Annotated in this window: 2 protein-coding genes; both read left to right on the top strand. The window is 62.2% G+C overall.

The genetic code is table 11. The annotated features are described in order from the left end of the window. On the top strand, positions 1 to 328 hold a 328-nt coding region (locus ACFRAH_RS24275), incomplete at its 5' end, for a helix-turn-helix domain-containing protein (protein ID WP_377993447.1). Next, entirely contained in the window at positions 325 to 1,179 is an 855-nt protein-coding gene (locus ACFRAH_RS24270; protein ID WP_377993446.1) for an IS3 family transposase, read from the top strand. The genes ACFRAH_RS24275 and ACFRAH_RS24270, both read left to right, overlap by 4 nt. The last annotated feature ends 1 nt before the right edge of the window (position 1,180 follow it).

Genomic DNA, 1,180 nt, shown 5'->3' with positions numbered 1-1,180 from the left:
TTTGATGCCGCAGCCGCCAACGTCGTATTCGTTCGAGTTCAAACTCGCTTTGGTCCAACGGTTCCTCGCGGGCGAGACCGCCCCGGATCTGTCAGTGGAGGCCGGCCTGTCCTCGCCTCGCGTGCTGCAAAAGTGGGTACGTGCCTACCGCGATGAGGGTGCTGATGCATTGCGCCCGAAGCCTAAAGGCAGGCCCCGTAAGTCCGACGCGCCGCCACCGCCAGATACACCGGAGGTGGAACGGTTACGCCGGGAGAACGAGCGGTTGCGGGCAGAGGTGGCCTACCTGGGAAAACTGCGGGCCTTGAGGGAACAGGGACGACGGTGAAGGTCCAGGCCGTCATTTGCCTCAAGGCTGATTATCCGTTGGGCGTCCTGCTGGACGTTGCCGGGCTTGCCCGATCCACGTTCTTCTATCACCAGGCCCGGCTCCAGGCTCCGGATCCGCAGGCGTCGCTGAAGACCACGATCACCGAGATTTTCAATGACAGCCAGGCCAGGTACGGGCATCGGCGCATTCATACCGAGCTGCTCAAGAAGGGGTGGACGGTCGCGAAAAAGACCGTCCTGAAGTTGATGCGTGTCCTGGGACTGGTCTGCAAGGTCCGGCGGAGGAAGCGCTATAACTCCTACCAGGGCGAGCAGGGCAGGGTTGCCCCGAACCTGCTGAACCGGGAGTTCGACGCCGCCGCCCCGAACGAGAAGTGGGTCACCGATGTCACCGAGTTCAGCGTCGGAGGCCGGAAGCTTTACCTCTCTCCGATCATGGACCTCTTCGACCGGCAGATCATCTCCTACGCCATCGGCTCGTCCCCGAACCTGGAACTGACCAACGCGTCGCTGCGCGACGCCCTGGGACTGCTCGAGGACGGACAGAAACCGCTGGTGCACTCGGACCAGGGCGTCCAGTATCAGCACATCTCCTGGCGCACTCTCCTCAACGAGGCCGGCGCGGTCCAGTCCATGTCCCGCAAGGGCAACTGCTACGACAACGCGGTAATGGAGAACTTCTTCGGCCACCTCAAGGAGGAACTCTTCCACCACGTCCGGTTCCTCAGCACCAGCGCACTGGAAACCGCACTGCACGAGTACATCCGCTGGTACAACACCGAAAGAATCTCGACGAAACTAAACGGCCTGAGCCCGATACAATACCGAAGCCAGGCCCTCGCGGCCTAGG

This window comes from Arthrobacter sp. NPDC056727 (assembly GCF_042790555.1).
Taxonomy (GTDB): Bacteria; Actinomycetota; Actinomycetes; order Actinomycetales; family Micrococcaceae; genus Arthrobacter.
This window is presented reverse-complemented; position numbering and strand designations above follow the sequence as displayed.